General features: G+C 67.6%; 4 protein-coding genes and 1 pseudogene. 3 read left to right on the top strand and 2 right to left on the bottom strand.

All coding sequences use genetic code 11. The features are described 5' to 3' along the window. Positions 1-245: hypothetical protein (locus FCI23_RS58005; RefSeq protein WP_169317485.1), on the top strand; the 245-nt coding region annotated here is incomplete at its 5' end. Positions 246-1,150: 905 nt separating this feature from the next. Here FCI23_RS58005 and FCI23_RS62180 read toward each other — a convergent pair. Beyond that, positions 1,151-1,324 carry a hypothetical protein gene (locus tag FCI23_RS62180; protein ID WP_246144936.1) on the bottom strand — a complete coding sequence of 58 codons (174 nt, stop codon included), beginning with the start codon at positions 1,322-1,324 and terminating at the stop codon, positions 1,151-1,153. A gap of 369 nt (positions 1,325-1,693) precedes the next feature. Here FCI23_RS62180 and FCI23_RS55080 point away from each other — a divergent pair, with 369 nt between their 5' ends. Together FCI23_RS55080 and FCI23_RS55085 are read left to right on the top strand one after the other, a co-directional pair. After that, on the top strand, positions 1,694-1,999 hold the full coding sequence (locus FCI23_RS55080) for a hypothetical protein (protein ID WP_136731678.1): 306 nt from the start codon (positions 1,694-1,696) through the stop codon (positions 1,997-1,999). Further along, complete coding sequence (locus FCI23_RS55085) at positions 1,992-2,171, top strand: hypothetical protein (protein ID WP_136731679.1); 180 nt, start codon at positions 1,992-1,994, stop codon at positions 2,169-2,171. The genes FCI23_RS55080 and FCI23_RS55085 overlap by 8 nt, the downstream gene beginning before the upstream one ends. A gap of 309 nt (positions 2,172-2,480) precedes the next feature. On the opposite strand, the pseudogene FCI23_RS59070 reads toward FCI23_RS55085, so the two are convergent. Beyond that, positions 2,481-2,722: pseudogene (locus FCI23_RS59070) on the bottom strand (NF041680 family putative transposase); the annotation flags it as partial.

Consider the following 2,722-nt stretch of genomic DNA (forward strand, 5'->3'; position numbering starts at 1 on the left):
ACTCTGCCAAGGTGGAGAACGCCGCCCGGGACAAGATCTACGAGGCGCAAAGGGCACACCGGTTCAAGTACCCGGTGTACGGTATCGGGCTGTCCCCTGTCGGCGACGGCATCCAGGCCGCCGTAGAGGCCAAAGCGGCCGCCGACCTGAAGTTCGTCAAGGCGCTGCAGAATGCAGCAGGAAATGTCCACGCGAAGATCGTGCCAGGCGGCAAGGGCATTCCCGAGGTGGCGATTGGACCCTGACGGGTCCCGTACGGACTTCTTCAGCATAGGTGGGCCGAGGAGGGCCAGATGAGGCAAAGAACCGTTCATCGCTCTGGTTCGGCCTCGGCGTTCGGGTCACGCAGGGGCCGCAGATCCTGGTTGCGATCTGCCGTCCTCGTGTCAGTGATGAAGACAGCAATCTGCCGCCCTGTGACAGTGCGGGTGCCGCTTCGTGTCAGTGGACCGAGTCACGGCCACTCCACGATCACCACCGTGAGCAGCACAAACCCTCAGATGTGTCTCCAAGCTGAAGCGCCCCTCACTGACAGCACCTCACTGATACGGAACCGGCAGATCGCACTGCCGGTCGCAGAAGGGCGCGAACCATGCTTCAGCGCAGCGCCGATGCGAATGCGGACCGGTTCGCGGCCGTGTAGGAGCGTTCGCGTTCGGACCATGCGATGCGGGAGGTGATCTGCTCGCTGGTGGCGGACACGGGGACCGGGGTCGGCGAACAGCGGGCATTTGCGGGCTTGCCGCTCGAGCATCGCGTCGACCAGGCCCCTGCGGGCGGAGACGCCCAGTCCGTACGCGTCGGCGAGGATCCGCGCCTGGGCAGCTTGCGCACCGGCGGACGGAGCGTCGGCTTTGGAGGAAACGCACCAGGTCCAGGCCGCCATGTATCCAAGGTCTTCGAGGGGGTCGCCGGGGGGGCGGCAGTGTCGAAGTCGATGAACGCCACCGACCGACCGCCGACGAAGACAGTGTTGTTCGGGCCGGGGTCGTGGTGGCAGACGACCGGACACGGTCCGGCGAGTCCGCTGCCGCGGGTGGCGTCATGCAGCGAGCGGAGCGAGCACCGGCAGCGACCACCTGAGGCGGTCCAGCGCTGGAACTTGGCCGACACCCAGCCAGGCAGGTAACTGAACATGTCACGGCCGGTCTCATCCAGGCCCAGATAACGCGGTGCGGCCAGTAGTGAAGCCGTACTCCTGAAGGTGGCCGAGCAGCTCCGCGACGAAAGCCGACGACATGGTGGCAGAGCGGCGGACAGTGTCGCCGACCCGGACCACACCAGGGGTGATGCGCCCGCCGGACAGCTGCACTTCGCATTCCATGTGCTGAGTCTCACCTCGACGTCCTGTGGCTTCTCACCTGCTGTCCGACGGCACGTCCCTCAATCCCCACAAACCTGCACGTCAGGCAGCACCGCCCAAAACGACAGCGACAGGCACCGAGACGAGAACCCAGGCAGACACCCAAACAAGACTCAGCACCGGGCCGACGCGGTCATGACCGCCCGTGCCGCGCCCGAGCGCCGGGACAAGTGAGGAACCACCACACCCAACGATCCGTTCGCGGGCTGACCGCAGACCGCAGACTCGCTCGCGGTTCCGACTACTACGTCGCGATGAGTAACACGCCGGGCAAACACGTGGAGCGTGCTTGAATGAACGATCGACACGGCCAGAGGGAGTGAGAGGTCCATGACCGCAGAGCTGATTCACTCGTACCCTCCGCTGCCGCGCGTGCCGCACACCATCGGCGGCATCTCCGAGGCAATGCGTGGAAGCGCACGTCGGGCTCAGTTCTTCGCCGAGGTCCTGGCCGCCGAGCAGGGGCCGGATGTTGATCGCGCCATGACCGAGTGGTGGGGCCGGGCGATGCTCGACAGCGATCCGGACCGGGACCGGATTCACTCCGCCGCACAGGCCGGCACGCTGCCGACCACCACTTTCGAGGACATCGCGCGTCTCCGCCGTGCGCGGGGCGGAGCGATGCCCGGTGAGTGACATCCCCGACGACGATCTCTGGCCGGTTCTCCCCTCGGACGCAGTCGGGGCGACACTCGCGGATCCAGCCTTGCCCGGCGAGCTGTTCGGCGCCGTGGTGGCCTTGACCGTGGCCATCGCCGAAGATCCGTGGCTGAAGGGCAGCACCCCGCTGGAAGGCGATCCCAGATAGCCCCGTCATCCCGGTCGTCTCCGGCAACATCGCCTACTGGCTGCGACAAGCCGGGGGCCCGGCCGACGCGGCCGCCACGTACGCGAACCGACTGCGCGCCCAGCACCCCGACAGCCCCTACAGCCCCACCGCTTTCAAGGACGTCAACAGCCGGACGGATCCGGTGAAGGACGGGCGCGAGGCGTAGCAGCAGGGGCTGGTCCCAACCGCCAGGGTGAAGGTGTCGCGCTGGCCCGCACGGTCCGCAGAGCACACCGGCCTGGAAGCGTCTGCAACTGGCAGAGCACAGGCCGGGGCTCAGCTTGGCATTTATCCTCGGCGGGCTTGGTGTTCCTTGATCGACTCGGCGCGTTTGACCGTCTTGCCGACGTCGTGGCGCTTGGCCCGGTGCTTGTTCTTCGAGCCGGGAGGCCGTCCCGGGCCCGGCTTGGACGGTTTCGGTGCGGCCGCGGGACGGGCCGCCGTCGCGCGGACGTTGCGAAACCCCCGGCGGACGCGGGCGGGAGTGAGGCGGCGGGGCTCGGCGGGTCGCTCCCAGGGACGGCGCAGGT

Origin of the sequence: Actinacidiphila oryziradicis, assembly GCF_005047355.1 — a bacterium.
GTDB classification, from domain to species: Bacteria; Actinomycetota; Actinomycetes; order Streptomycetales; family Streptomycetaceae; genus Actinacidiphila; species Actinacidiphila oryziradicis.

Coding starts and splice junctions, on each gene's coding strand:
- FCI23_RS62180 (WP_246144936.1), bottom strand. CDS start 1,324: ATGGAATGCGAAGTGCAGCTGTCCGGCGGGCGCATCACCCCTGGTGTG.
- FCI23_RS55080 (WP_136731678.1), top strand. CDS start 1,694: ATGACCGCAGAGCTGATTCACTCGTACCCTCCGCTGCCGCGCGTGCCG.